We start from the raw sequence: 26,101 nt of genomic DNA on the forward strand, positions 1-26,101 counted from the left end.
GCGCGCCGGATGGCAGCGTGGACAACAGCGATGGCCGCCGGCCGTTGCGGTCTCGAACGGGGATTGGCCTTCCGGTAAGGGAAGGCCGGGCAGGAGGGACGTGAGCATGACCGACGGAGACGTGCTGTTCGAATTCCAGCGGGTCGGCAGCTATCTGCGGGTGACCGCCATCGACGCGAAAACCGGCGTCGAGGTGACGGTGGCCGGTCCGGCCACCGGCAGCCAGGAATTGCTGAAGCGGACGGCGATCAACAAGCTGCGCTTCGTCCAGAACAAAGGAAGCGGATCTGCGGCGCCGGCCAAACCGGGGCCGAAGCGGGATGGCGGACTGTACTGACCGCACATCGCGCAAAGAAAACGCGCCGCCGGACGGGGCCGGACGGCGCGGATCGAAGTCTGGCTTTTGCTGATGGTGAGCGCCGGCATGCCTTCGCCGGCAATCCCGGCACAGGGCCGGACCGCCGGTCGTAGAGCGAACCGCTCGACCCCGACAGTAGACCTATGCCTGCCCGTTGACACTGGCGCAGGGGGTGTAACGCTTGTAGAACCGCGCATCTCTGAACGAATGGCGCATAAGAAAAGCCCCCCTTTTCCAGCGCCCTTCGGCCGGTTGAGCGGGGTATCGGCCGGACAGATATCCCGTGCCGGCCTTCGGGCAGAAGAACGAAACACCAGAGGATCGAGGCTATGAAGGGTGTTCGGGCGGTGGGTATGAGAGCGGCGGCGGTGACGGCAATCGCCTTGATTGCGGTCCTGCCGGTGCTGGCGGTCCCGCAGGCGGCGCTGGCTGCTTCATCCCAGGCAAGCCAGAAGCCTGATCATGGCGCCAAGGACCATGGCGGCCGCCAGCCGACCCCCGGTGCGGGTGCACCGGCGGGGGGAGCGGTCTCGACCGCCCCGCAGCCGACGACGCCGGCCGCCGGGTGTCTGAAGCCGGGCGTGCCGCTGTGCATGGATGATCAGGCGACCTTCCTCAACGCCGACAAGATGTCGTCCTGTCAGGGCGAGGTGAAGGAGTATGTCGACAAGTCGATGGCCTATCTGACCTGTCTGAACGAAGAGAATGTGACGACCGGGCGGGAATTGAGCCGCAATGTCGACCGCTTCAACTGTCGATTGTCGGGCCGGAAAGGCTGCGCGAACTGAGGCTGTTTGATTTCAGGATGCTGCCGGGAAAGTTGGGGTGCGACCGGCTCGCATCTTCAACCAATCGGATGGCTTGCCGTTTAAAAATCCAATGGCTTGCCATCGACTGGACACGCACACGGGCCGACTCCCTTGTAAGGAGCGGCCCGCGTTGCATACGGACTTTTCTCGATCAGCCGGCCTTGCGGCGGGTCTGACGGCCGGAGCTGCGGCCCAGGCCGATGCGCTTGGCGAATTCCGAACGCTGTGCCGCATAGTTCGGTGCAACCATCGGATAGTCGGGCGGAAGTCCCCAGCGGGAGCGATATTCGTCCGGAGACATGTTGTAGGTCGAACGAAGATGCCGCTTGAGCATCTTCAACTTCTTCCCATCTTCCAGGCAGACGATGTATTCGGGCGTCACCGACTTGCGAATCGGAACGGCCGGCTTCAGCGGTTCCGCCGCGACCTCACGAGGCTGACCATTCAGGCCGGTCAGCGACGAGTAGACCGTATTGATCACGTCGGGGATTTGCTGAGCAGGCAACACGTTCTTGCTGACATACGCCGATACGATGTCGGCGGTCATCCGCAGCAGCGCATTGTCCGGTACATCGGCGCGAAGCTGGTCGCTCATTGCACTGTGTCCTGGTTTTTCATTTGTCCGTAGGAACCAAGTTGCATACCGTGATTTAGGTGTCAATATAATTTCGGCAAGCAGCAAATTAGTTGCTCTTGCCTGCCAGAACAAAGGACCGCCGTGCAAATCAGCTTTCGCTGAAAATCGTTGCGCGGTTGTGGCTGTGCCGCAGCTTTAAGGGGCGTCTAGTAAGCGCCGGCTTGCGATTTTCCCCCGAGTCTGCCGCGGCAATTGGCTGATTTCCCGCTCATATATCGAACCGGCTATCTCCCTTGTTTCCAGCCTTCGGCAACGAAGAGGTGAAAACCGACACCGAACTTTCTCGGTGGTTGGGCGACATGTCGGCACGACGGCCGGAAAAGCACCCGTCGCGCCGAGGCCGCCAAGTTTGACGCCGGATGCAGTGCTGGGTTTGGCGCCGGATTTAGCTATGCATCCACGTCATGGTGTGGCTGTGGCGGTTGGCACCGACATCTGGTAGGGTGCCGGCGTCTTTCGCCGCATTGCCGGCCGCATCGCCGGCCCTCTTGCGGATTGTGCATCCGTTACCGCACGCACCGGAGTTTCCGCCGTCATGACCGTCCGCACCGTGGCACTCGCTTCCGATCACGCCGGCTATGAGCTGAAGGCTCAGATCGCCCGGCAGCTTGAGGGCGCCGGCTACACCGTCCTCGATCTCGGCACAGACGGACCGGCCTCGGTCGATTACCCGGACTTCGCCGCCGCCCTGGCGGCTGCGGTCACCGACGGGCGGGCGCAGCGCGGCGTGCTGGTTTGCGGCAGCGGCATCGGCATCAGCATCGCCGCCAACCGCCATCCCGGCGTCCGCGCCGCCCTGGTGCATGACGTGACCACCGCGAGGCTGTCGCGCGAGCATAACGACGCCAACGTGATCGCGCTGGGCGCCCGCGTCATCGGGCCGGAGATCGCCAAGGATTGCGTCGAAATGTTCCTTAAGACCGATTTCGAGGGCGGCGAACGCCACAGCCGCCGCATCGCCAAGATGGGCTGAGCGCGACACTTCGCCGCTCCCCTGCTCGGACCTTCATTTGGCCGTCAAGGCCCGCAACCGGGACGCGACAGTTCCCGGATCGACCTGTCGGGACTTCCAACCGGCTTTGCGCCCTTCGATTTGAGGAACTTTCCGCCATGACCAGCAGCAACACCGCCGAGATCGGCCGCTTCTTCGCCGCCTCGCTCGCCGAGACCGATCCCGAACTGGCCCGCGCGGTGCGCGACGAGCTGGTCCGCCAGCAGGAGCAGATCGAACTGATCGCCTCCGAGAACATCGTCTCGCAGGCGGTGCTGGAGGCGCAGGGTTCGGTCCTGACCAACAAGTATGCCGAAGGCTATCCGGGCAAGCGCTATTATGGCGGCTGCGAGTTCGTCGACGTCGCCGAGAACCTGGCGATCGAGCGCGCCTGCAAGCTGTTCAACTGCGATTTCGCCAATGTGCAGCCGAATTCCGGCAGCCAAGCCAACCAGGCGGTGCTGCTGGCCCTGCTTCAGCCGGGTGACTGCGTGCTCGGCATGTCGCTGGCCGCCGGCGGTCATTTGACCCACGGCGCCGCGCCCAACATGTCGGGCAAGTGGTTCAAGGCCGTGCAGTACGGCGTCCGCAAGGACGACCATCTGATCGATTTCGATCAGGTCGAGGCGCTGGCCCGCGAGCACAAGCCGAAGCTGATCATCGCCGGCGGCTCCGCCTATCCGCGCGTTCTGGATTACCAGCGCTTCCGTGCCATCGCGGACGAGGTCGGCGCGATCTTCATGGTCGATATCGCCCACTATGCCGGTCTGATCGCGGGTGGCGTCTATCCGAACCCGTTCCCCTATGCCGACGTGGTCACCACCACCACCCACAAGACCCTGCGCGGCCCGCGCGGCGGCATGGTGCTGACCAACAAGGAAGACATCGCCAAGAAGATCAACTCGGCGGTGTTCCCCGGCCTTCAGGGCGGCCCGCTGATGCATGTCATCGCCGCCAAGGCGGTGGCCTTCGCCGAGGCGCTGCGTCCGGAGTTCAAGACCTACGCCCAGGCGGTGGTCGACAACGCCCAGATCCTGGCCAAGACGCTGATCGCCGGCGGGCTGGACATCGTGTCGGGCGGCACCGACAGCCACATCGTGCTGGTCGATCTGCGTCCGAAGAACCTGACCGGCAAGGCGGCGGAAGCCAGCCTGGAGCATGCCGGCATGACCTGCAACAAGAACGGCGTCCCGTTCGATCCGCAGAAGCCGATGATCACCTCCGGCGTTCGTCTGGGCAGCCCGGCGGCGACCACCCGCGGCTTCGGCACTGCCGAGTTCAAACAGGTCGGCGAGATGATCGTCGAGACGCTGGACGGGCTGGCCGCCAGCAACTCCGGCGACAACACGGCGGTCGAGGCGGCGATGCGCGAGCGCGTCCGCGGCCTGTGCCGTCAGTTCCCGATTTATCCGACTCTCTGATCCGATAAGGTGATCGACAGATGCGCTGCCCGTTCTGCGGAAACGAGGATACCCAGGTCAAGGACTCGCGCCCGACCGAAGACAACTCGGCAATCCGCCGGCGGCGCTTCTGTCCCAGTTGCAGCGCCCGCTTCACCACCTTTGAACGCGTCCAGCTGCGTGAACTGACGGTGGTGAAGAGCAACGGCCAGCGCGAACCGTTCGACCGCGAGAAGCTCTTGCGGTCGATGAGGATCGCCCTGCGCAAACGCCCGATCGATGGCGACCGCATCGACCGGGTGGTGAACAGCATGGTCCGTCAGCTCGAGTCCTCCGGCGAAAGCGAGATCCCGTCGAAGCAGATCGGCGAGAAGATCATGGAGGCGCTTCAGACGATGGATCAGGTGGCGTATATCCGGTACGCCTCGGTCTACAAGGACTTCCGGGAAGCGTCCGACTTCAACGAGTTCGTCGAACAGCTGGCGCCGGAAGCGTCCCCGGGGATGTGAGCCTTCGGATGCGGGGCAGGTGGTTGTCCCGCCCCGCATCAACCTCTCAGCCGAACCCTCACCCAACCTGGGCCAGGATCGCCAGCAGCAGGATCGCCACGATGTTGGTGATCTTGATCATCGGGTTCACCGCCGGGCCGGCGGTGTCCTTGTAGGGATCGCCGACCGTATCGCCGGTCACCGCCGCCTTGTGGGCGTCGGATCCCTTGCCGCCATGGTTGCCCTCCTCGATGTATTTCTTGGCGTTGTCCCAGGCGCCGCCGCCCGACGTCATCGAGATGGCGACGAATACGCCGGTGACGATGGTGCCCAGCAGCATGGCGCCCAGCGCCGCGAAGCCAGCCGCCCGCCCGCCGATGGCGGCGATCACCACATAGAGGACGACCGGAGCCAGCACCGGCAGCAGCGAGGGGATCACCATCTCCTTGATCGCGGCCTTGGTCAGCATGTCCACCGCGCGGCCATAATCGGGTTTCGCGGTGCCCTCCATGATGCCGGGGATTTCGCGGAACTGGCGCCGCACCTCCACCACCACCGAGCCGGCGGCGCGGCCGACGGCGGTCATGCCCATGGCGCCGAACAGATAGGGCAGCAGGCCGCCAACCAGCAGCCCGACGACGACATAGGGGTCGTTCAGCCGGAACTCGACCGGGATGTTCGGGAAGTAATGGCCCAAATCCTGGACGTAAGCGGCGAAGAGAACCAGCGCGGCCAGACCGGCGGAACCGATGGCGTAGCCCTTGGTCACCGCCTTGGTGGTGTTGCCGACGGCGTCCAGCGCGTCGGTGGTGACGCGGATGTTGGCGGGCATGTCCGACATCTCGGCGATGCCGCCGGCATTGTCGGTGACCGGCCCATAGGCGTCGAGCGCCACCACCATGCCGGCCAGCGCCAGCATCGTTGTCGCGGCGATGCCGATGCCGAAGACGCCGGCCTGCCCATGGGCGATCAGAATGCCGGCGCAGATGACGATCACCGGCAGGGCGGTCGATTCCATCGACACGGCAAGGCCCTGGATGACGTTGGTGCCATGCCCGGTCTCCGACGCCTTGGCGACGCTGCGCACCGGGCGGAAGGATGTGGAGGTGTAGAATTCGGTGATCCAGACCAGAAGGCCGGTGACGCCGAGCCCGACCAGCGCCGAGACGAACAGGTTGAAGCCGGTGATCGATACGCCGTCGGTCATGGTGATGGCGCGGGTGAAGCCGAACAGGATGGCGGTGACGATCAGGATCAATACCAACGAGATGCCCGCCGCGACGATCAGCCCCTTGTAGAGCGCCTTCATGATGGCGTTGTCGGGGCCGAGCTTCACCGCGAAGGTGCCGGCGACCGAGGCCAGGATGCAGACCGCACCGATCAGCAGCGGATAGACCAGCATCATCCGCAGCACGCTGCCGGAAAAGAAAATCGCCGCCAACAGCATGGTGGCGACGATGGTGACGGCGTAGGTCTCGAACAGGTCGGCGGCCATACCGGCACAGTCGCCGACATTGTCGCCGACATTGTCGGCGATGACCGCCGGGTTGCGCGGGTCGTCCTCCGGGATGCCGGCCTCCACCTTGCCAACGAGGTCCGCACCGACGTCGGCGCCCTTGGTGAAGATGCCGCCGCCCAACCGGGCGAAGATCGAGATCAGCGAGGCGCCGAAGCTGAGCGCCACCAGCGCCTCCAGCACGGTGCGGACCTCGACGGGGTCGTTGACGCGGTAGACCAGCGTCAGGATGCCGAAGTAGCCGCCGACCCCCAGCAGCCCCAATCCGACCACCAGCATGCCGGTGATCGCTCCCGACTTGAAGGCGATGTCCAGAGCCGGGGCCAGCCCGTTGGTCGCCGCTTCCGCCGTGCGGACATTGGCGCGGACCGAGACGTTCATGCCAACATAGCCGGCGCTGCCCGACAGCACGGCGCCGATCAGGAAACCGAGCGCCACCGGAAAGCCCAGCGTCACCCACAGGATGACCAGCAGGACGAGTCCGGCGATGGCGATGGTGGTGTATTGGCGGTTCAGATAGGCGCGTGCCCCTTCCTGCACCGCGGCGGCGATGGCCTGCATCCGCTCGGATCCAGGCGACGCGGCCATGACTTCTTTTCCGGTACGAAAACCGTAGGCCAGCGCGAGCAGGCCGGCGGCGATGATGACGATGAACGCTAGAGCCATCGCATCCCCCGATTGCTTTTAAGGACGCGCCCCGGAAAGGCTGGTCCCACCACGCATTCAAGTGGGGGAGAAGTCGGGCGCAAGTATTATCAGAAAAAGCATGCGCCCGGTCCCGCCGCTTTGCAACCGCTGGACGGGCGGACGCGACGCGGCGAAATGGCCGGGGGTACCCCTGGCCTTTGTGGGTAGTGCCAGGATTCTGCACCGCAAAAAGGCGCAAAATGCGGAGGTGCGGGGCGGTGGTTAGAGATTGCGTTGCGTAACCGCCTGGACCAACACGTCATAGACCGCATCCTTGCCCACGACTTTGATGGCCGCCTCCACCAATTTGGTCTTTACGGCAGGAATATTGACCAAAGCGCCGTTCAGGATCGATTGGTCGGCAATTCCGCCGTACAGCGCGGTCAGGAAGGCGTCGGTCAGGCGCGGCTGGTTGGCCTGGACGATCGGCTGCTTTTCCAGAATCACCTCCACCGCGACCACGACGGTGACGAACTGCTCGACTCGGGACGGGCCGATCATCGGCACCACCAGCGGCGGCAGGCGGACGAAGGCGGTCGGCGGCTTGGGTGGCGGCTCGACCTTCTTCGGCTCTTCCGGATGTGGAACGAAGTATTTCTGATAGACGAACCAGCCGCCGAAGCTGGCTCCGCCCAGCAGCACGATGCCGAGCACGAGGACGATCAGAGCCTTGACCACGGCAACACACCTTACACAGACGGTGACCCGCCGAACCCTGCGCCGCGGATGCTTTCGATTGTCTTAAATGAATGGCGCCAGGGACGGCTGGTCAGAAATGGTCCCAGCCCCGCCTGGCCAGCGGCAGGGGCGAACCGGTGGCATCCAACACGGAAACCTCGCCGGGGGTACCGGGGCGGAGTTCGCCGATCTCGGTGATCTCGACCCCGCAGTCGGCGGACAATGCCGCCAGGGCCTCGCGGGCTGCCGGCGGGGCGGCGAACAGAAGCTCGTAATCGTCGCCGCCTGTGATGGCGAGGGCCAGCCGCGCCGGGTCGCCGTCGATGGCGCCGCGGGCGGCGTCCGACAGCGGCACGGTCCCGGCGTTCAGCAGGGCGGCGCAGCCGGATTCCTCGCAGAGATGGCCGAGATCGGCAACCAGCCCGTCCGATACATCCATGGCGCCGCTGGCCAACCCGATCAGGCGGGGCCCGACAGTCATGCGCGGGTCCGGCCGGTGCATGCGGCGCAGCAGATGGGCGCGGGTTTCCTCGTCCGGGATGTCGAGCCGGCCATAGGCGATCTCCAACCCCAGGGCGGCGTCGCCGATGTTGCCGGTGACGAAGACGCGGTCGCCGGGCTGCCCACCCCAGCGCGGCAGGGCGCGGCCGGCGGGAACCAGCCCGAAGGCGGTCACCGAAAGCGTGATGGGGCCGCTGGTGGAAACCGAATCGCCGCCGGCCAGCGCGATGCCGAACTGCCGCTGCTCCTCGCCGAGGCCGGCGGCGAATGCCTCCAGCCAGGATTCGTCCAGGCCGCGAGGCAGCGCGGTCACCAGCGTGTAGGCCAGTGGCTCCGCCCCCATGGCGGCGAGGTCGGACAGGTTGCTGCGCATCAGCTTGGCGGCGATGTCCGCCGGAGCGTCATCGGGGAAGAAATGCACCCCCGCGACCATGGCGTCGGTGGTGACGACCAGTTCCCGCCCCTCCGGCACGCCGAACACGGCTGCATCGTCCCGCAGGCCGCGGGCACCGGGGAAACCGGCGGCCAGCGGCTTGAAGAAGCGGGTGATGCGGCCGAACTCGCCGAGGGGTTGGCTTCGGGATGTCACTCCTCGGCCGCGCTGCGGCCGGGGTCGGGCTTGGCGAGGTCGTCGGCGCGCAGTGCGCGGGCGACATGGTCGAGCACGCCGTTCACCATCGCCGGCTCGCGACCGGAGAAGAAGGCGCGGGCGACGTCGACATACTCGCTGATGAGGATGCGCGGGTGGGTGTCCGTGTGGACCGCGATCTCATAGGCGCCGGCGCGCAGGATGGCGCGCAGCAGCAGTTCCAGCCGGTCGAGCGGGAAGCGGGGGTCGAGCGCCGCGCCCAGCACGCCGTCGACCTCGGCACGGCGGTGGATCGCACCGCGGACGATGTCAGCGAACAGCTGCGGATCGCCGGAGACGAACTTGTCGCCGTCGATCTCTTCGCCCAGCCGGTGGGCGACGAACTCGCCGACGACATTCTCGACCGGGGCCTGGGCCAGATCGATCTGGTACAGCGCCTGAGCCGCGGCCAGACGGGCGGCCTTGCGGCGCGCCTTGGCGGAGCCGCCGCCGGTCTTGTTCTTGCGGGACTTCGATTTGCCCTTGGAAGCGCCACCCTTGGGGGCGTGATCGGGTGTCACGGGGCTGCCCGCGTCGTCGTTGCTCATGATCTGCAGTCGCTAAAAGAGAGGAGATGTCGGGGTCAGCGCGGATAGAGGCGGAATTTGCGCTTCAGGTCAATCATGTCAAGACAGGCCCGCGCCGCACGCCCGCCCGTATTGACCGATCCGACATTGGCCCGGGCCCAGGCCTGTTCGCGGTTTTCCACCGTCAGGATGCCGTTTCCGACGGCCAGGCTGTAGCGCAGAGCCAGATCCTGCAATCCGCGGGCACTTTCGGCACAGATCGTTTCGTACCGCGTTGTCTCGCCCCGGATCACGCAGCCCAGCGCGACGTAACCGTCGAAGCGCTTGCGGGCGGTGAAGAAATCCATCGAACGGATGGCGTACATGATCGCCGCCGGCAACTCCAGACAGCCGGGCACGCCATAGCGGATGTGCGTGGCGCCGGCGCGGTCCAGTTCCGCGACGGCGCCACGCGCCAGCTCGTCAGCGATGTCCTCGTGGACACGGGCGTCCACGACCATGATGTGGGGCGTGTCGGTCATCCGGCGGTTTTCGGCCCCTCGTTCAATCGTCGCCCGGGTCGGCGGCGCCCGGGTTGATCGCGCGGTGGCCGACCACGGTCAGGCCGTAGCCCTCCAGCCCGATGATCGGCTTCTTGCGGTTGGAGATCAGCACCATCTTGCGCACGCCGAGATCCAGCAGGATCTGCGCGCCGATGCCGTAGTCGCGCAGCTCGGGTACGCTGCCGGCCTGACCCTCCAGCCGGGCCTTCAGTGTCACCGACAGACCGTTCGGGTTCGGCTCGCGCAGCAGCACGACGACGCCACGGCCTTCCTTGGCGATCAGCTCCATCGACGCTTGGAGGTCGTTCTCGCGGCCGGAGTTGCGGTCGCCCAGCACGTCGTCCAGCACCGACTGCGCATGCATGCGCACCAGTACCGGCTCGTCGCCGGAGATGTCGCCGCGCACCAGCGCGATATGCTCGGCATACTGGATCTTGTTGATATAGACGTAGGACTGGAAACGGCCTCCGAAGCGGCTGTCGAGATTACCGGCCAGAACCTGTTCGACGATGGTCTCGGTGCGGCGGCGATAGGCGATCAGGTCTGCGATGGTGCCGACCTTCAGACCGTGGAACTGGGCGAACTGCACCAGATCCGGGAGGCGGGCCATGGTGCCGTCGTCGTTCATGATCTCGCAGATCACGGCCGAGTTGGAATGGCCGGACAGCCGGGCGATGTCGACCGACGCCTCGGTGTGGCCGGCACGGACCAGTACGCCGCCGTCACGCGCCAGCAGTGGGAAGATGTGGCCGGGGGTGGCGAGATCCTGCGGGCCCGACGCCGGGTCGATGGCTACGGCGATGGTGCGGGCGCGGTCGGCGGCCGAGATGCCGGTGGTCACGCCCTCGCGCGCCTCGATCGAGACGGTGAAGGCGGTCTGGTGACGCGAGGCGTTCTGCTGCGCCATCAGCGGCAGGCGCAGCCGCTCGATGTTCGGCCGGTCCATGGTCAGACAGATCAGGCCGCGCCCGTGCTTGGCCATGAAGTTCACCGCTTCCGGCGTGGCGCAGGAGGCGGGGATCACCAGATCGCCCTCATTCTCCCGGTCCTCGTCGTCGACCAGGATGAACATCCTGCCCTGACGGGCCTCTTCGATGATCTCTTCGGCACTCGACAGGTATTGATGAAACTCGGACGTCATTCCTGCCCCGCGAGCCGGGCGACATAGCGCGCCAGCATATCGATTTCGAGATTGACCGCATCGCCCTCCTTCAGACCGCCGAAGGTGGTGGCGGTCTGGGTGTGGGGGATGATGTTGACGCCGAAGCGGTTGCCGTCGACCTCGTTGACGGTCAGCGACACGCCGTCGATGGCGACCGAGCCCTTGGGCGCGATGTATTTGGCAAGGGTGGCCGGCGCCTCGAAGGTCAGGCGCAGCGATTCGCCTTCGGGACGGATCGACAGCAGCCGGCCGACGCCGTCGACATGGCCGGACACGATGTGGCCGCCCAGTTCGTCGCCGACCTTCAGCGCGCGTTCCAGATTGACGCGCGTGCCGGGTTCCCAGCCGCCGAGCGTCGTCTTCGACAGGGTCTCGCCAGAGGCCTGGATGACGTAGGTCCCCGGTCCCTTTTCGATGACCGTCAGACAGACGCCGTTGTGGGCGATGGACGCCCCGATCGCGATCGTCTCCGTGTCGAAGGCGGTCTCGATGGTGAACCGGGTGTCGCCCTGCCGCTCCACGGCCCGGACGCGCCCGACATCGGTGATGATTCCGGTGAACATGCGGGGAATTTAGCAGGTTTCGCGCCCAGGGGAAGCGCGCGCGACAGCGCGGGCGGCGCAACGGTCTGTTGCGTGTGCGGGATCGGTCGTGAAACCGATCGTCAGGAGGCGATTCGGCGGTAGCTTTCGGCCATATCGGCGCCGGCGCCGCACACGGCGGTGCGTTCGAAGCGCGCCATGGCGGTCAGTGCCTCGACTCCGAAGCCGGCGACCGCCGGCAATCCGTCGCCGCCGATCAGCGAGGCGGCGCGGAACCATTCCAGCCGGTCGACCAGCCCCGCGCCCAGCAGGGCGCCGGTCATCGCCGCACCGCCCTCCACCAGCAGGCGGGTGACGCCATGGGCGGCGAGCGCTGCCATGGCGGCGGCGGGATCGACGCGGCCGTCGGGGGTGGCTGCGACCGGGATCACTTCGACGCCCAGTGCAGTCAGGGGCTCCGCGCGGGCGGAGTCGGGGGAGGGGCCGGTGACGATCCAGGTCGGGATTCGGCGGGCGCCGGTGGCCAGCTTGGCCGTGGGGGGCAGGCGCAGGCTGCTGTCGACCACCACGCGGACCGGACTGCGGTCTTCCAGGCCCGGCAGGCGGCAGGTCAGTTCGGGATCGTCGGCCAGGGCGGTGCCGATGCCGACCAGGATGGCGTCATGGCTGGCGCGCAGCCGATGTCCCCAGGCGCGGGCTGTGGGGCCGGTGATCCACTGCGACTCGCCGGTTACGGTGGCGATGCGTCCGTCCAGCGTGCTGGCGACCTTCAGCGTGACCAGCGGTCGGTTCAGGGTGATCCGGTTGAAGAAGCCCTCGTTCAGGGCCAGCGCCTCGGCCTCGCAGAGGCCGGTGACGACTTCGATGCCGGCGCCGCGCAGACGGGCGAACCCGCCGCCGGCGACCCGCGGGTCCGGGTCCTGACAGGCGACGACCACGCGGGCCACCTTGGCCTCGACCAGCGCCAGGGCGCAGGGCGGCGTCTTGCCGTAGTGATTGCAGGGTTCCAGAGTGACGTAGGCGGTGGCCCCCTCTGCGCCGCCGGACAGACTGCGGGCGCGGGCCAGTGCCTCGGTCTCGGCATGGGGGCGTCCGCCGGGCTGGGTCCAGCCGCGGCCGATCACGGCGCCGTCGCGGACGAGCACGCAGCCGACCGCCGGATTGGGCCAGGTCCGCCCCAGCCCGCGCGCGGCGAGCGACAGGGCGGCCTTCATGTGGCGCAGGTCTGTTTCGGTTGATGCCGGCACGGAAGGGCCGCGTTATCCGCTACGCGATCAGCTGCCGGGGCCCTTGCCCTTGGTGTCCTTGGCGGAGAAGCGGCCGACGTTGCCCATCATCTGTTCCAGGAAGCCCATCTCGCGGCCGGCGGTCGGCGTCGTGCGCTCCACCAGATCGATGTCCTGGCCATTCGACTTGTCGAGCGTCTTGATCTCGCGCAGGACGCCGTTGTTGTCGAAATGGGCGACGACGACGCGGCGCTCCGTCACTTCCGGCTCGAAGAAGGCGGTCTTCTCGGTCTTCTGACCGATGTAGTACCAGACGTTCGGATCGAAGGTGCCAACCGAGGTCGGCGTCCCCAGCACGGCGGCGACGTCGTCGCGCCGGCTCTGGCCAGGCTGCAGCTCCGCCACCAGCTGCGGATCCGTCAGATTGCCGCGGGTGGCGACGATGGGCGAGCAGCCGGTCGTGGCGACGCCGGCGAGCAGCAGGCTGCCCAGCAGGGCGGTGCGGATGACGGTGCGGGGGCGGAAAAGTTCGATCTGATCATGGTGCTCGGGCTATGATGGAGCCGGCGGGGCAAGGAGGCCGTCCGCGGCTGTGGACAGTCTCCGGGCGGGACAATCGCACCGGCTGCTTCGCCCTGTCAACGAGACTCCGAGTCGGGGAAGGGCTGCCGTTCGTGTCAGGAAGCTTTATCGGCCGTCTGCTGGGCCAATTTGGTGGCGGATCGCGCTCCCGCGCCGCCGCGGTGGGTGGGCTGTTCACCGCCATCGTCCGTCAGGCCCGTGAGCCGGGCTTCTACAGGGTGCTTGCCGTGCCCGATACCCTGGACGGGCGCTTCGAGATGGTGGCGCTGCATCTGCTGCTGGTGATGCGCCGGCTGAAGGGGCAGGGGTCCGAGGCGGGCAAACTGTCGCAGCGCCTCTATGAGACGATGGTCGACGATTTCGAGAAGTCGCTGCTGGAGATGGGGGCAGGCGACAGCGGCATCGCCCGGCGGGTGAAGACGATGGCGCGCGGCATGGCCGGACGAATCCGTGCCTATGACGAGGCGCTGGCCGACTCCGACGGCCGCAGGCTGGAGGTGGCGCTGGACAACAACCTCTATGGCACGGTCGATCCGGTGCCGGAGGGGGTGCTGGCGGCGATGGCCGCCTATGTCCGCGCCTGCGCCGCAGTGTTGGACGCCCAGCCGCTGGAGTCGTTGATGACGGGCGAGGTCCGCTTCGGGCAGGCGCCGGCGTGAGCGCTTCACTATATATTTAGAGTATCGCCTGTTCCTGACGCCGCGTCTGAGGGCTTGCCTTTCCGGCGTGGCGGCTGCATGTGACTCGGGAGAATGCCGGGCGTCCGCCGTGCCGGCCATTTTGCTTTTCGATCAGAAAGTCTTTCGCCATGAGCCCTGTCAACGGCGTCGTGCCGGCCCCGGAATTCTCGCGCGTCGTCCATGCCGACACGGTGCGCCGCGCCGACGTGACCGAGACCATCGAAGCGACCGAGGCGGAGCGCCGCGCGCTCGCCGAGCGGCTGGAACTGGAGTCGATCGGCAGCCTGACCGCCACGGTGAAGCTGCGCGCGGTGCGCGGCGGCCAGATGATTCGGGTTTCCGGACGGCTGGAGGCCGACGTGGTCCAGACTTGCGTCGTCACGCTGGAGCCTGTACCGGCCCATGTCAGCGAAAGCTTCGAGGCGCTGTTTGCCCCGGCGTCGATGATCGAGGATCCCGGACTGGAGGTCGATTTCGACGCCTCCCTGTCGGACGAGGACATTCCCGAGCCGATGGAGAACAACCGAATCGACATCGGCGAGCTGACGGCGCAGCACCTGTCGCTGGGGCTCGACCCCTATCCGCATGCCGAAGGGGTGGAGTTCGAGGACCATCGCGAGCATGAGGACGGTGAAGCGACGGAGGAAGAGGCGGCTGCGGAGCCTGAAAAGCCCAATCCCTTCGCCGTCCTGCAGCAGTTGAAGTCGCGCAACTGATCCGGCTGTTGCTTTCTCCGCCGCGCCTTGTATAAGGGCCGGCATTTCCACCCCCACCAATGAGCGGCGCGGGGTTGCGAAAAGGGGGTTGTTCGGGCTTGCCCTTCGGGGACATTTGCCTTATTGAATGCCGCTCGCGCTGGGCGGCCCCTGTTCGGGCCGCCCTTTCCAATGAAGAGAGTTTACGGTCATGGCTGTTCCGAAGAAGAAGACCTCCAAGTCGCGGCGTAACATGCGTCGTTCGCACCACGCTCTGCCCACCTCGGCCTACAACGAGTGCCCGAACTGCGGCGAGCTGAAGCGTCCGCACCATGTCTGCGGGTCTTGCGGCCACTACGACCAGCGTGAAGTGGTTCAGAGCGGCACCGCGGCCGCTTGATCCGCATCGCGTTGTCTGAGGTCCCGTTGATCGGGGGTGCTGGTCACCCCTGCCGGGGTCCTAGCCGGGGAGCCTGTTCGCGGTGAGCCAGCGCCTGACCATCGCCCTGGATGCCATGGGTGGCGATCACGGTCCCGACATGGTCATTGCCGGGGCGGACATCGCGCGGGAACGCCATCCCGACGTGCATTTTCTGCTGTATGGCGACCGGCAGCGGCTTGAGCCCCTGCTGAACCAGCGGCCCGCGTTGAAGGCGGTGGCGGAAATCCGCCACACAGCCGACTTCGTGGCCGGTGACGCCAAGCCGGCGGTGGCGCTGCGCGCGGGTCGCCAGTCCAGCATGAGGCTTGCCATCGACGCCGTCGCGGCGGGTGATGCCGCCTGCGTGGTATCGGCCGGCAACACAGGCGCCCTCATGGCGATGGCCAAGTTCGTGCTCAAGACGCTGCCGGGCATCGACCGGCCGGCGATGGCCTCCTTCTTCCCGACGCAACGGGGCGAGAGCGTGATGCTGGACCTCGGCGCCAACGCCGAGTGCCAGCCGGAAAATCTCGTCCAGTTCGCCGTGATGGGGGCCGTTTTCGCGCGCGCCATCCTGGGGCTGCCGGAACCGTCGATCGGCGTGCTGAACATCGGTTCGGAAGACATGAAGGGCAACGAGGTGGTGCGTGCCGCGGCGGCCAGCCTGCGCGACATGCCGCTGCCCGGCCGCTTTCACGGCTTCGTCGAGGGCACCGACATCGGCCTGGGCACGGTGGACGTCATCGTCACCGACGGCTTCACCGGCAATGTCGCGCTGAAGACGGCGGAAGGGACGGCGAAGCTGTTCTCCGAATTCCTGCGCCGCACCTTCGCGACCTCCTTCCTGGCGCGGATCGGCTATCTGCTGGCACGCGGCGCCTTCAAGCGCTTCCGCGAACGGATCGACCCGCGCCGCTACAACGGTGCGATGTTCCTGGGCCTGCGCGGCGTCTGCGTGAAGAGCCATGGCGGCACCGACGCCGTCGGCTTCGCCAATGCCGTGGCGGTCGCCATCAATCTGGCGACGCACGGCTTCAACGAACGCATCAAGGAAGAGATGGGACGCATAGCCGACGCGACCCCTCTTCCCGACACGAAGGCGGCGGCGGGCTGAACAATGGTCATGCGTTCCCGAGTTCTGGGTTGCGGTATCTTCCTGCCGTCCAACGTCGTCACCAACCAAGATTTGGAACAGCGGGTCGACACGTCGGACGAATGGATCGTCCAGCGCACCGGCATCAAGTCCCGCCACATCGCCGCGGAGGGGGAGAAGACCTCCGACCTCGCCATCGCGGCGGCCACGCGGGCTCTTGAGCATGCCGGCGTGCCGGCCGGCAGCATCGACTGCATCATCCTGGCCACCACCACGCCCGACAACACCTTCCCCGCGACCGCCACCAGGGTGCAGGCGGCGCTGGGGACCAAGGGGTTCGCCATGGACATCCAGGCCGTCTGCGCCGGGTTCGTCTATGCCATGTCGGTGGCCGACAATTTCCTGCGCAACGGTCAGGCGCGCCGCGCGCTGGTGATCGGGGCGGAGACCTTCTCCCGCCTGCTCGACTGGAACGACCGCACCACGTGCGTGCTGTTCGGCGACGGTGCCGGCGCCATCGTCCTGGAAGCCTATGAGGCCGAGGGCGATTCGTCCGACCAGGGCGTGCTGTCCACCCATCTGCATTCCGACGGCACCCAGTACGACCTGCTCTATGTCGACGGCGGCGCGTCGTCGACCGGCACGATCGGCCATGTCCGCATGCACGGGCAGGAGATCTTCCGCCACGCCGTGTCGAAGCTGTCGGCGGTGGTCGAAGAGGCGCTGGCCGCCAACGGCCTTGAGTCGACCGACATCGACTGGATGGTTCCGCATCAGGCGAACCGCCGCATCATCGACGGGCTGGCCCGCAAGATGAAGCTGTCGCCGGAAAAGGTGGTGCTGACGGTCGACCGTCACGGCAACACCTCGGCCGCGTCGATTCCGCTGGCGCTCGGCGAGGCGGTGGCCGATGGCAGAATCAAGCGCGGCGACCTGATCCTGATGGAAGCCATCGGCGGCGGCCTGACCTGGGGATCGGCGCTGATCCGCTGGTAAGGCGGCAGGTTCGTCCGTCGACCTGTCTTTCCGATTGCTGCACTGCACGCCCGGCCGGGCTTCGGCCGGGCCGTTATGATGTGCCAAGCTTTTGAATTGACGGACCTTCTTTGCCCGGATTACCGTCTTTACAACGGTTGCGGGGGGAGGTCGAACAATGTCGCAAAATACCGTAACGCGCGCTCAATTGAGCGAAGCCGTCTACCAGGAGGTCGGACTTTCGCGCAACGAATCGGCCGATCTGGTCGAAACCGTCCTGGACGAGATTTCCGACGCGCTGGCCCGGGGGGAGATGGTGAAGATCTCCTCCTTCGGCAGCTTTCAGGTTCGCCAGAAGGGCGAGCGAATCGGTCGCAATCCCAAAACCGGGGAAGAGGTTCCGATCCTGCCGCGCCGGGTGTTGGTTTTCCGCGCCAGCCATGTGCTGAAGAACCGGATCAACGAGGTTCAGGAGGGTGGGGCTCCGACGCCCGCGCGGGCGCTGTCCTGACGCCGGCCGCCATCGATAATGCGGATTTTCTGTCCATCGCCGTGCCGTGCCTTCCCGCGGCCTGTTTCCCGCGGTCATCGGCGGATGGCCTGATCTCACCATGAAATCCGCCACGGCCTATCGCACCATCAGCGAGGTGTCGACCGACCTCAACGTGCCCCAGCATGTGCTGCGGTTCTGGGAGACCAAATTTCCCCAGATCCGCCCGCTGAAGCGGGGCGGTGGCCGGCGCTATTACCGGCCGGAGGATGTCGAGCTTCTGCGGCGCATCCAGTCTTTGCTGTATGAGGACCGCTACACCATAAAGGGGGTTCAGCGCCTGCTGAAGGAAGGACGCATGTCCGACCCGACGCCGCCGCTGCCGGAGGACGACGAGGATGGCGGCGGGACTGCGGACGGCGAGGAGTTCACAGGCGATGAAGCGCAGGACGGCGGGGAGGGTGAGGCCGATCAGCCGCCCCTGTCGGATGCCGTCCGGCACGAGATCACCATGGTGCTGGACGAGCTGAAATCGCTGCGATCGGTGCTGTCCCGCCTGTCCGAAATAGGGAGCAAAAAAAGCTGAAAAATCATCACGGGAGATGTTGCATCGGCGAAAGTCCGCGGCTATAGTCCCGTTCCCTTCCGGAGCCAAGCCGCAAGCACTGCGGTGAAGTTGACGGAGCGTAGCGCAGCCTGGTAGCGCATCAGACTGGGGGTCTGGGGGTCGCAGGTTCAAATCCTGTCGCTCCGACCAGTTCCGGAAGGATCAAAAAAGGCCTTGGAACCTAATGGTTCCAGGGCCTTTTTCTTTGTTCGATTCATCGGGCGCCATCGGATCAACTATCGACGCGGTATGGAAGTCTTGTGAGGAAGTTGCGCTGTTTCCTCACGCCGTGCTGCCCTCCACCGCCGATCTTCGCCACCATCACCCGACCGCTGCACGACGGGGTCTCGTATCGTAGCGAGGTGTTGTCGCCGGACCTTGAGCATTGCGAGGGCCGGTCGGGTGCGGTATCGCGCACTGACATCAGAAACCGCTGTTCGGTCGGTCGCTTGCGGTGACCATCGGTTCTTGCTTCGGTCTTCTTGCGCGAGACCTTCCTATTGCCCTCCGGCTTTCGGAAATGAGGGCGCGGGCTATGTCCACCTGCTCTTGTCGTCTGGCGATGATGGTTCGCCGGACCTCCATGTCGAGACGGAACTGGTCCAGCAAGGATAGGAAATCCGGGCGTGGTGATTTTTCTCTCATTCCTTGAATTATTGGTTGTAGGCGTGCGTCTGCAATTGCCTCAAAGCCGAATGCCGGAAGTCGAGCCTGAACGCGGCGGCACTGATCATCTTTCCCGCTGATTACGTCCTCCGCGTCGTTGCACTCCCCGGCATAACGCCTGGAAAACAACATGCTCGTCTCCTCATTCACCGGCGCGATGGCACTGATGCGTCGGCGCAGCTTCGTCCGCGGACGGGAAAACTCGCGTCGAAGGTCCGTGCTATGCACGAGATGCATTGCGCGCAATTGAATGACGCACGACTAAATACATTGCGCACAATTGAATTGCGCATTATGTTTTTTCTCACGAGATCGATGGGCGCCGGTTCAAACCGCCGCCCCGGAAGCCAAAGCCCGCTACCCCTAAACTCATCACTCAATGAAGGAGCACACGTCATGAAGACCCTGTATTCGACCAAGGTGACCGCGACCGGTGGCCGTGACGGCAAGGCCGTCAGCGAGGATGGTCTGCTGTCGGTCGCGCTGGCCGCGCCGAAGGAACTGGGCGGCCAGGGTGGCGCCACCAACCCCGAGCAACTGTTCGCCGCCGGCTATTCCGCCTGCTTCATCGGCGCCATCAAGTTCGTCGGCAACCGGGACAAGATCGCCGTTCCGGCCGATCTGACGGTGAATGCCAAGGTCGGCATCGGTGCGCGTGACGATGGCGAGGGTTTCGGCCTGACGGTCGACTTCGTGGTCTCGCTGCCGGGCATGGACAAGGCCGCCGCCGAGGATCTGCTGGCCCGCGCCCACAAGGTTTGCCCCTACAGCCATGCCACCAAGGGCAATATCCCGGTCACCACGACCGTTGCCTGAGGATGAGTCTTGAAGACCGGGCCTGAGGCCATCGCCTGAGGCGAAAAGTCTTCGGCATTGCGCCGCCGGGCTGTTGCGCGCGATTGTGCTGGGCACGATCGACCGACGCGCGGCATCTCGGCGGCGCGCCGCTTTTCAAGGTTCAGACATCATGGCAGCCGACAAGGACGACCCACTTCTGCTCTCCAACCAGGCTTGCTTCGCGCTCTATTCGGCAAATCTGGCGATGAGTCGGATCTACCGCCCGATGCTGGAGAAGCTCGGCCTGACCTATCCACAGTATCTGATCATGCTGCTGCTGTGGGAGGAGGACGGCCAGTCGATGAAACTGCTGGGCGAACGGCTGGGGCTGGACAGCGGCACGCTGACCCCGCTGTTGAAGCGGATGGAAGGTCAGGCGCTGCTGAAGCGCAGCCGCGATCCGCAGGACGAGCGGCTGGTGCGCATCTGCCTGACCGCCGACGGGGCGGCACTGCGGGCACAGGCCGAATGCCTGCCGACGCGGATTGCCGCCGCCGCCGGCTGGTCGGCCGCCGAATTGACCTCGCTCCGCGAGACGGTGTTGCGGCTGCGCGACGACCTGAACCGGAGCGCCGACCAGGACTGAGGGACCGGCCTCGCGCGAAAAGGGGCTGGAAAACGGCGGCGGGAGAGCCTTTTCTATCCAGCCGCTCTCCCGATCGAAGGTCCCCGCCGTGAGCCTTGCCCTGAATGACGACCGTCTCCGCCTTCGTCCGGCCGATGCCGACGACGCACCGGATCTGGCGCGGCTGATCGACATCGCCGGCGGCGGGGTCTACGAGTTTCTGCTCGACGGGCTGATGCCAGGGATGACCGCGGCCGAGATTCTGGTGCCTGGGCTGGCCGGGCGCAGCGGTTCGCTGTCGCACCGGCAGAGCGGTGTGGCGGAACTGGACGGGCGGGTGGTCGGCATCGCCCATGGCTATCCTACCGACTGGATCCGGACCGAGGATTACAGCGGCCTGCCGCCGGACCGCGTCGCCCATATGGCCGAGTTCTCCGAAACGCTGGACTGGGGCAGCTATTTCCTGTCGGCGCTGGCGGTCGATCCCGAGTTGCGGCGCCACGGCATCGCCGGGCGGCTGCTCGGCTGGTTTTACGAGCGGGCGCGGACCGGCGGCTTCGACCGCGTGACCCTGCATGTCTGGGCCGACAACGAACCGGCCCGCCGCCTTTATGCCGGCGAAGGGTTCGAGGAGATCGGCCGCGCCGCCATTCCCTGGCATCCCCGGCTGCCGCACCAGGGCGGCAGCATCCTGCTGCGGCGCTATCTGTGAGCGGCGATCTCCCCGACGATTTCTTCGGCTGACAGCTCGTCGATACGGCGCACCACCAGCTCCGGATCGGCATAATGCACCATGTGGCCGGACTCCGGCACCCAATGCAAAGTGCTGTCGGGCAGGACATGGTGAAGCCGGCCGCTTTGCTCCTCCTGCTCCACCACGCGGTCGTGATGGCCGGCGAAGATCGCCACCGGGACCGCCAGCTCGGCATAGCGGTGCTGCAAGCGCTCAGCGGCAGGCACCATGGTGACGCCGTCCTGGGCATTGGCGCGCAGCTGGCCGGGCCGGGTGGTCAGGGCGGCGGGAAAACTCTCCGTCAGATGCTCCGGTACCGGGCGCGGCGAGAACAGCGTCTTCAGCAGTCCCGGCATCATTGCCTTGGAAACCGGCGGCGACAGGGTGTGGCGCAGCAGGCCGCCCAGCACCGGCGTCGTCAACGGCGCCACCAGAACCGTGTCGACCCGTCTGGTCGGGAAATAATAGCCGGCCAGCAACACCAGCCCCTTCACCACGCGGTGGTGGTCGAGCGCCAGCGCCAGCGCCACCAGGGTGGCATAGGAGTGGCCGACCACCACGGCCTTCTCGATGTTCAGCGCGGCAAAGGCCCGGGCCAGGAGATCGGCCTGATCCTCAGGCGTCCATTCGCGGTCGTGGGGCCGCTCGCTGTGGCCCATGCCGGGGCGGTCGAAGGCGATCACCCGGTGGCTCCGTGCCAGCCGTTGGAACAGCCCGCTCGCCAGCGAATCACCGAGGGCGGAGACATTGCCATGCAGCAGCACGACCGGCGGACCTTCGCCGGCTTCCATATAGTGCAGCCGGACGCCATCGACGGTGAGGAAGCGGCCTTCCGGGGGATAGCGACGCTCGGCTGCGCGCGCCGCCAGGCTGTTGGCGATGGCCAAGCCGCCCAGGGTCAGCGCGGTGAGGCCCAGAGTCGTGAGCATGGTGGAGTGGCGGTCGGTCATGGCGGTTGTCCTCTCAGGCTGCTGCTGCGGCGCAGCATCGCGAGGGGACAACCGGCGGGCGGGGAAAGGGTTCCGGGGAGGGGCTTCCGCCGTCTCCCCAACCCCCACATCACTTCCCAGCCTTCAGCTGATCCCGCGTCAGCCAGAACACCTCGCCGAAGCTGTTGGCTGTTTGCAGCCACAGGAAGTCCAGATGCGGATACTCCGCCTCCAGGATCTCGCGGCCGGTGCCGAACTCGCACAGCAGGCCGCCCTCCGGTGTCAGGTGCTTGGGTGCTTCCTTCAGGATACGGCGGACGATCTCCAACCCGTCGTCGCCACCGGCCAGCGCCATCTCCGGCTCGGCACGGAATTCCGGCGGCAGGGCATCCATCGACTCGGCATCGACATAAGGCGGGTTGGTGATGATGACGTCATACTTCCGCGTTTTCAGCGGAGCGAACAGGTCGCCGTGATGCAGGGCTATGCGGTCCTCGAAGCCGCTGTCGGCGACGTTGCGCTTCGCCACCTCCAGCGCGTCGGGCGACAGGTCCACCGCGTCGACCTGGGCCTCGGGGAAGATGCGGGCGGCCAGGATGGCGAGGCAACCGGACCCGGTGCACAGATCCAGCACCCGCTCGACCGAGGTCGGATCCTCCACCAGCGTGAAATCATCGCCGCCGAACAGGTCGGAAAACAGCAGTTCGCCGATGTAGGAGCGCGGGACGATCACCCGCTCGTCCACATAGAAGGGAATGCCCTGGATATAGGCCTTGTTCAGCAGGTAGGGCGCCGGCTTGCGGGTGTCGATGCGGGCATGGAGGATGCCGGCCACCGCCTCGCGCTCCGCCGCGGTCAGGCGGGCGTCCAGATAGGGGTCGAGCTGGTCGACCGGCAGGTGCAGCGTTTCCAGCACCAGGAACACCGCCTCGTCGAAGGCCGTGGTGGTGCCGTGGCCGTAATCCAGATCGGCCTCGTTGAAGCGGCTGACGCCGTAGCGCAGGAAATCGCGGATCGTCTTCAGCTCGGCGGCCGCGGCGGCTGGGGTGTGTTTGGTGGTCACGGGCGGCTGGCTCCGGTCAGAGGCGGGAATGAGGGGTCAGAGCAGGTCGAGGACCGACTCCGGTGGGCGGCCGACGCGGGCGCGGTCGCCCTTGACCACGATGGGGCGCTCGATGGCGGCCGGGTTGGCGGACAGAGCGGCGACCAGCGCCTCGCCATCGAGATCCTTGGGCAGACCGGCCTCCGCCGCTTCCTTGGCACGGGTGATGTCGCGCGGCCCCTTGCCCAGCTTGGCGAGGAGGACCGACAGTTCCGCCGTGCTGGGCGGGGTCTTCAGATACTCGATCACCGTCGGCTCGACACCGCGGGAGCGCAGAAGCTCCAGCGTCTCGCGCGATTTGCTGCAACGCGGGTTGTGATAGATCGTCACGTCGCTCATGACAGGGTTTCCAAGTTTGAAGAGCGGTCAGACTGATACACCCAACCCGCGTTGCGCGCCAATCCGGCATGCGGAAACGGACGCCGCGGCGCAACATCCCTCAGGTGACAAGGGCCGGCTTTGGTATTATTTTGCGCGCTCGCTTTTCCGAAGGGCCCAGACGCGCCGTTTTCCCGGTGGGCGGGCCTTGCGGAACAGAACCGATGCCCAGATACGGAAGCCGGCCGTGACCAAGCTCTCGCTCTCCAAGGACAAGATCAACATCCTTCTGCTGGAAGGTGTTCACGACAACGCCATCGACGAGCTGGCCCGCGGTGGTTACGCCTCCGTCGAGCGGCTGCCGCGCGCGCTGGACGAGGATGAACTGCTGGAGCGCATCGGCTCGGTCCACATCCTGGGCATCCGCTCGCGCACCCATCTGACCGCCAAGGTGCTGGAGGCGGCGAACAAGCTGATCACCGTCGGCTGCTTCTGCATCGGCACCAACCAGGTCGACCTGAAGGCGGCGCGGCGCCAGGGCGTGCCGGTGTTCAACGCCCCCTATTCCAACACCCGGTCGGTGGCGGAGCTGGTGATCGGCGAGATCATCATGCTGATGCGCGGCATCTTCGAGAAGTCGCAGCTGGTTCATGGCGGCGGCTGGATGAAGTCGGCCAAGGACAGCTACGAGATCCGCGGCAAGACGCTGGGCATCGTCGGCTATGGCCATATCGGCACCCAGGTGTCGATCCTGGCCGAAGCCATGGGCATGCAGGTCCGCTTCTACGACACCGTGCGCAAGCTGGCTCTCGGCAATGCCCGCGCCTGCGACTCGCTGGAGGAGCTGCTGTCGGTGTCCGACGTGGTGACCCTGCATGTGCCGGATACCCCGCAGACCCGGAACATGATCGGCGAGCGCGAACTGGCCGCCATGAAGAAGGGCAGCCACCTGATCAACGCCGCCCGCGGGCAGGTGGTGGAGATCGAGGCGCTGGCCGCCGCGATGAACTCCGGCCACATCCTGGGTGCCGCCATCGACGTCTTCCCGGTCGAGCCCGGCTCGGACAAGGAAGAATTCCAGAGTGCGCTGCGCGGCATCAAGACCGCCATCCTGACCCCGCACATCGGCGGCTCGACGATGGAGGCCCAGGCCAACATCGGCACCGAGGTGGCGCAGAAGCTGCTCGAATATTCGGACAACGGCTCCACCGTCGGCGCGGTCAACTTCCCGCAGGTGGCGCTGCCGGTCCAGGCCGGCTGCACCCGCTTCCTGCACGTCCACGAGAACCGCCCCGGCATCCTGCGCAAGGTGAACGAGGTGTTCTCCGGCCGTGACCTGAACATCGCCGCCCAGTATCTCCAGACCGATCCGGAGCTGGGCTATGTGGTGGTGGACGTCAACGGCGACGTCGAAGAGCTGGAGGTCGTGAACGACCTGCGCGCCATCGAAGGCACGCTGAAGGCGCGCTTCCTGTTCCCGTCGCAGCATTGAGAAGGTGAGGGGAGGAGGGCCTGTCAGTGGCGCCCCTCTTCCCCTTCGTCTCTCTTGCCGTCAATTCTCTTGTGGGCGAAGGGTTTCCCGGTAACAGTGCCGGAATGACCGTTCGCCTCCTGTTCCTTGCCATTCTGGGCATGCTGCTGGCAGCCTCACCGGCCGCGGCACAGGCCAGCGGTTGCTCCGGTTTTCCGCCGGCTAAGCTGGATCTCGAAACCGTGCTGGCGCCGATCCAGCGCGACGATGCGCTGACGATTGCGCAGCTCACCCGCCTGCCGGGACGCACGCCGGGACCGGTCAGCGCCGCCGACAGCCATGTGCTCGGACTGACCCAGGCGCGTTATGGTGAACAATCGCAAGTGTCCGCCCTGTTCAAGACGATGGGCGACGGCACCTACTGCGCGTCGGCCAGCGCCCTGACGATCAGCTTCGGCTTCCAGCAGCGCGTCGTCCATGTCGCCAGGGAGATACCGGCCAATTCATGTCTGTATGGCGAGGTTCTGGCCCACGAGATGCGCCATGTCGCGGTGGACGAGGCTCTCCTTCAGGAGATGATGCCGCAGATCCGCAGCCAGTTGGATCAGGTGATCGCGGGGATGGCGCCGGTCCGGTCCCGCAGCCAGTCGCAGGCGATGGCGGCGATCCGCCGTCCGCTCGAATCGGCGATGCGGCGGATCATGCAGGACTTCGGCCGCGAACGCGACCGTCGGCAGGCCCAGGTCGACACCGTCGAGGAGTATGAGCGGGTCAGCCGGGTGTGCAACGGCGAGGCGCGCAATTACCTGCCGAAGCCCGCCACGCGGCGGACCGTTCGCCAGGGCTGAAGACCCCTCAGCGCTTGCGCCGCCGGCGGTCGGTGGCGTGACCGTCAACGTACTCTGGCGGTTTGCGGCGGACCCAGCCGATGAAGGCGGCGATGTCGGGATGGCCGCGAAGCGCATCGATCCCGTGATACTGGTCGCGCAACTGCTGTTCGGTCAGCACCGCATGGATCTTCGCATGGCAGATGCGGTGCATCGTCACCGTCTCCCGTCCGCCATAGGTGCGGGGGACGAGATGGTGTTCGTTCAGGCTGGCGCCGGGCACCATGGGCCGGCCGCAGAGCGGGCAGGCGGGACGGTCGGACCGGGTCACCGGCGCAGGACTGGTGGCGAAGCGATGATCTGGCAGGCGCATTCCAAACCATATGGTCTGATCGGTCGGCCGGCCAAGATGGCTGTG

Annotated in this window: 31 protein-coding genes and 1 tRNA gene; 18 read left to right on the forward strand and 14 right to left on the reverse strand. The window is 66.3% G+C overall.

What is annotated here, in order from left to right; translation table 11 throughout:
- The first annotated feature begins 106 nt into the window (after positions 1-106).
- Together E6C72_RS08525 and E6C72_RS08530 are read left to right on the forward strand one after the other, a co-directional pair.
- Entirely contained in the window at positions 107-337 is a 231-nt protein-coding gene (locus tag E6C72_RS08525; protein WP_109086444.1) for a hypothetical protein, read from the forward strand.
- 374 nt (positions 338-711) lie between these two features.
- Complete coding sequence (locus E6C72_RS08530) at positions 712-1,146, forward strand: hypothetical protein (RefSeq protein ID WP_247875796.1); 435 nt, start codon at positions 712-714, stop codon at positions 1,144-1,146.
- A gap of 172 nt (positions 1,147-1,318) precedes the next feature.
- Here E6C72_RS08530 and E6C72_RS08535 read toward each other — a convergent pair whose 3' ends face one another.
- A complete protein-coding gene (locus E6C72_RS08535; RefSeq protein ID WP_042701716.1) occupies positions 1,319-1,762 on the reverse strand; it encodes a MucR family transcriptional regulator in 444 nt (147 codons plus the stop codon).
- 577 nt (positions 1,763-2,339) lie between these two features.
- On the opposite strand from E6C72_RS08535, the gene rpiB reads away from it, so the two are divergent.
- From rpiB to nrdR, 3 genes are all read left to right on the forward strand, one after another.
- Entirely contained in the window at positions 2,340-2,777 is a 438-nt protein-coding gene (rpiB, locus tag E6C72_RS08540) for a ribose 5-phosphate isomerase B (RefSeq protein WP_109086446.1), read from the forward strand.
- A gap of 137 nt (positions 2,778-2,914) precedes the next feature.
- Positions 2,915-4,216, forward strand: coding sequence for a serine hydroxymethyltransferase (gene glyA, locus E6C72_RS08545; RefSeq protein ID WP_109086447.1), 1,302 nt, complete (start codon positions 2,915-2,917; stop codon positions 4,214-4,216).
- 20 nt (positions 4,217-4,236) lie between these two features.
- Positions 4,237-4,704: a transcriptional regulator NrdR gene (gene nrdR, locus E6C72_RS08550; protein WP_109086448.1), complete on the forward strand. Its 468-nt coding sequence runs from the start codon at positions 4,237-4,239 to the stop codon at positions 4,702-4,704.
- Between the two features lie 58 nt (positions 4,705-4,762).
- On the opposite strand, the gene E6C72_RS08555 is transcribed toward nrdR, so the two are convergent.
- The 9 genes from E6C72_RS08555 to E6C72_RS08595 form a co-directional block, all read right to left on the reverse strand.
- A complete protein-coding gene (locus E6C72_RS08555; RefSeq protein ID WP_109086449.1) occupies positions 4,763-6,865 on the reverse strand; it encodes a sodium-translocating pyrophosphatase in 2,103 nt (700 codons plus the stop codon).
- A gap of 243 nt (positions 6,866-7,108) precedes the next feature.
- Positions 7,109-7,564, reverse strand: a complete 456-nt coding sequence (locus tag E6C72_RS08560) for a hypothetical protein (RefSeq protein ID WP_109086450.1) — start codon at positions 7,562-7,564, stop codon at positions 7,109-7,111.
- 91 nt (positions 7,565-7,655) lie between these two features.
- Positions 7,656-8,654, reverse strand: a complete 999-nt coding sequence (gene thiL / locus E6C72_RS08565) for a thiamine-phosphate kinase (RefSeq protein ID WP_109086451.1) — start codon at positions 8,652-8,654, stop codon at positions 7,656-7,658.
- A complete protein-coding gene (nusB, locus tag E6C72_RS08570) occupies positions 8,651-9,241 on the reverse strand; it encodes a transcription antitermination factor NusB (protein ID WP_109086452.1) in 591 nt (196 codons plus the stop codon). The genes thiL and nusB overlap by 4 nt, the downstream gene beginning before the upstream one ends.
- A gap of 35 nt (positions 9,242-9,276) precedes the next feature.
- Positions 9,277-9,741 (reverse strand): 6,7-dimethyl-8-ribityllumazine synthase, encoded by a 465-nt coding sequence (ribH, locus tag E6C72_RS08575; RefSeq protein WP_109086453.1) that lies wholly within the window; start codon positions 9,739-9,741, stop codon positions 9,277-9,279.
- A gap of 22 nt (positions 9,742-9,763) precedes the next feature.
- Positions 9,764-10,903 (reverse strand): 3,4-dihydroxy-2-butanone-4-phosphate synthase, encoded by a 1,140-nt coding sequence (gene ribB, locus E6C72_RS08580; protein WP_109086454.1) that lies wholly within the window; start codon positions 10,901-10,903, stop codon positions 9,764-9,766.
- The gene (locus E6C72_RS08585; RefSeq protein ID WP_109086455.1) at positions 10,900-11,487 is read right to left on the reverse strand and encodes a riboflavin synthase; all 588 of its coding nucleotides are present in this window, start codon (positions 11,485-11,487) and stop codon (positions 10,900-10,902) included. Before E6C72_RS08585 ends, ribB begins: the two co-directional genes overlap by 4 nt.
- Before the next feature lie 101 nt (positions 11,488-11,588).
- Positions 11,589-12,680: a bifunctional diaminohydroxyphosphoribosylaminopyrimidine deaminase/5-amino-6-(5-phosphoribosylamino)uracil reductase RibD gene (gene ribD, locus E6C72_RS08590; protein WP_109086456.1), complete on the reverse strand. Its 1,092-nt coding sequence runs from the start codon at positions 12,678-12,680 to the stop codon at positions 11,589-11,591.
- A 60-nt stretch (positions 12,681-12,740) separates the two neighbouring features.
- Positions 12,741-13,097, reverse strand: a complete 357-nt coding sequence (locus tag E6C72_RS08595; protein ID WP_247882040.1) for an outer membrane protein assembly factor BamE — start codon at positions 13,095-13,097, stop codon at positions 12,741-12,743.
- A 269-nt stretch (positions 13,098-13,366) separates the two neighbouring features.
- Here E6C72_RS08595 and E6C72_RS08600 point away from each other — a divergent pair, with 269 nt between their 5' ends.
- The 11 genes from E6C72_RS08600 to E6C72_RS08650 all read left to right on the forward strand — a co-directional run bounded on the left by E6C72_RS08600 (position 13,367) and on the right by E6C72_RS08650 (position 21,015).
- The gene (locus E6C72_RS08600) at positions 13,367-13,933 is read left to right on the forward strand and encodes a ubiquinol-cytochrome C chaperone family protein (protein ID WP_109086458.1); all 567 of its coding nucleotides are present in this window, start codon (positions 13,367-13,369) and stop codon (positions 13,931-13,933) included.
- Positions 13,934-14,082: 149 nt separating this feature from the next.
- A complete protein-coding gene (locus tag E6C72_RS08605) occupies positions 14,083-14,670 on the forward strand; it encodes a DUF177 domain-containing protein (RefSeq protein WP_109086459.1) in 588 nt (195 codons plus the stop codon).
- Between the two features lie 190 nt (positions 14,671-14,860).
- Positions 14,861-15,049: a 50S ribosomal protein L32 gene (gene rpmF, locus E6C72_RS08610; RefSeq protein WP_012973646.1), complete on the forward strand. Its 189-nt coding sequence runs from the start codon at positions 14,861-14,863 to the stop codon at positions 15,047-15,049.
- A gap of 82 nt (positions 15,050-15,131) precedes the next feature.
- A complete protein-coding gene (gene plsX / locus E6C72_RS08615; protein WP_109086460.1) occupies positions 15,132-16,184 on the forward strand; it encodes a phosphate acyltransferase PlsX in 1,053 nt (350 codons plus the stop codon).
- Between the two features lie 3 nt (positions 16,185-16,187).
- Entirely contained in the window at positions 16,188-17,159 is a 972-nt protein-coding gene (locus E6C72_RS08620) for a beta-ketoacyl-ACP synthase III (RefSeq protein WP_109086461.1), read from the forward strand.
- A 157-nt stretch (positions 17,160-17,316) separates the two neighbouring features.
- Positions 17,317-17,649 (forward strand): integration host factor subunit alpha, encoded by a 333-nt coding sequence (locus tag E6C72_RS08625; RefSeq protein ID WP_085088899.1) that lies wholly within the window; start codon positions 17,317-17,319, stop codon positions 17,647-17,649.
- A 100-nt stretch (positions 17,650-17,749) separates the two neighbouring features.
- The gene (locus E6C72_RS08630; RefSeq protein WP_109086620.1) at positions 17,750-18,214 is read left to right on the forward strand and encodes a MerR family transcriptional regulator; all 465 of its coding nucleotides are present in this window, start codon (positions 17,750-17,752) and stop codon (positions 18,212-18,214) included.
- A gap of 94 nt (positions 18,215-18,308) precedes the next feature.
- A tRNA-Pro gene (locus E6C72_RS08635) sits at positions 18,309-18,385 on the forward strand.
- Positions 18,386-19,297: 912 nt separating this feature from the next.
- Complete coding sequence (locus E6C72_RS08640) at positions 19,298-19,717, forward strand: organic hydroperoxide resistance protein (protein ID WP_042704450.1); 420 nt, start codon at positions 19,298-19,300, stop codon at positions 19,715-19,717.
- Positions 19,718-19,868: 151 nt separating this feature from the next.
- A complete protein-coding gene (locus tag E6C72_RS08645; protein ID WP_109086462.1) occupies positions 19,869-20,324 on the forward strand; it encodes a MarR family winged helix-turn-helix transcriptional regulator in 456 nt (151 codons plus the stop codon).
- Positions 20,325-20,412: 88 nt separating this feature from the next.
- Entirely contained in the window at positions 20,413-21,015 is a 603-nt protein-coding gene (locus E6C72_RS08650; protein ID WP_109086463.1) for an N-acetyltransferase, read from the forward strand.
- Here the strand turns inward: E6C72_RS08650 and E6C72_RS08655 are convergent.
- The 3 genes from E6C72_RS08655 to arsC form a co-directional block, all read right to left on the reverse strand.
- The gene (locus E6C72_RS08655; protein ID WP_109086464.1) at positions 21,006-21,986 is read right to left on the reverse strand and encodes an alpha/beta fold hydrolase; all 981 of its coding nucleotides are present in this window, start codon (positions 21,984-21,986) and stop codon (positions 21,006-21,008) included. The two genes, E6C72_RS08650 and E6C72_RS08655, sit on opposite strands and share 10 nt — an antisense overlap.
- A gap of 109 nt (positions 21,987-22,095) precedes the next feature.
- The gene (gene prmB, locus E6C72_RS08660) at positions 22,096-23,028 is read right to left on the reverse strand and encodes a 50S ribosomal protein L3 N(5)-glutamine methyltransferase (protein WP_109086465.1); all 933 of its coding nucleotides are present in this window, start codon (positions 23,026-23,028) and stop codon (positions 22,096-22,098) included.
- Between the two features lie 36 nt (positions 23,029-23,064).
- Positions 23,065-23,406 (reverse strand): arsenate reductase (glutaredoxin), encoded by a 342-nt coding sequence (gene arsC, locus E6C72_RS08665; RefSeq protein ID WP_109086466.1) that lies wholly within the window; start codon positions 23,404-23,406, stop codon positions 23,065-23,067.
- Positions 23,407-23,632: 226 nt separating this feature from the next.
- On the opposite strand from arsC, the gene serA reads away from it, so the two are divergent.
- Entirely contained in the window at positions 23,633-24,877 is a 1,245-nt protein-coding gene (gene serA / locus E6C72_RS08670) for a phosphoglycerate dehydrogenase (RefSeq protein WP_109086467.1), read from the forward strand.
- A 104-nt stretch (positions 24,878-24,981) separates the two neighbouring features.
- Positions 24,982-25,704, forward strand: a complete 723-nt coding sequence (locus E6C72_RS08675; RefSeq protein ID WP_109086468.1) for a hypothetical protein — start codon at positions 24,982-24,984, stop codon at positions 25,702-25,704.
- Positions 25,705-25,711: 7 nt separating this feature from the next.
- On the opposite strand, the gene E6C72_RS08680 is transcribed toward E6C72_RS08675, so the two are convergent.
- Positions 25,712-26,056, reverse strand: a complete 345-nt coding sequence (locus E6C72_RS08680; protein WP_109086469.1) for an HNH endonuclease — start codon at positions 26,054-26,056, stop codon at positions 25,712-25,714.
- Positions 26,057-26,101 lie beyond the last annotated feature (45 nt).

It is taken from the genome of Azospirillum sp. TSH100, assembly GCF_004923295.1.
Taxonomy (GTDB): domain Bacteria; phylum Pseudomonadota; class Alphaproteobacteria; order Azospirillales; family Azospirillaceae; genus Azospirillum.